The organism is Dellaglioa sp. CoH-57-MRSF-20 (assembly GCF_056781955.1).
The window spans coordinates 1-457 of record NZ_JBXAXV010000114.1; the positions used below are offsets into that span (position 1 = coordinate 1).

1 protein-coding gene is annotated in these 457 nt (G+C 51.0%); it reads right to left on the reverse strand.

The features are described from left to right. Positions 1 to 457, reverse strand: a 457-nt coding sequence (locus AC1RPN_RS08385) for a hypothetical protein (protein WP_481763744.1), incomplete at both ends; no start/stop codon positions are given.

The window sequence follows — 457 nt, forward strand, 5'->3', positions numbered from 1 at the left end:
GGCTAGAGGTAGCGCAGGCGGATCAACTATCTGAGAATAGAATACGTTGACCGGTGCGAAATCGTCTCGATACAGACGAATATTCTGCCCAACACTCGGAACTACCGGCAGCGGTTTGTTATTGTAAGACCCGTCATTCGTGCAGTTCAAATTCAATCTGTAGTTCGAACCATTCTGCGTAATAGACTGCACTGAGCGGTAGTACCCCTCAGGTGTCTGAACGATCATGATACGGTTGCCGACCGTCAGATCGATACTGTGCATGTACTGAGCGTTAACCTCTATCCACGTACTGGACGATGCCGCAATCGGGAACCACAGCTGACTACCGTACCCACCATCAGTTTGGCGATTTGTCGCGTACTTGTAGTGTGCACTTGCCACGGCCCACTGAGTAGTGGACACTTGTGTCATCAGCGTCGGCTCAGCATCCGCGTTATTCTCATGAACCAAGAGC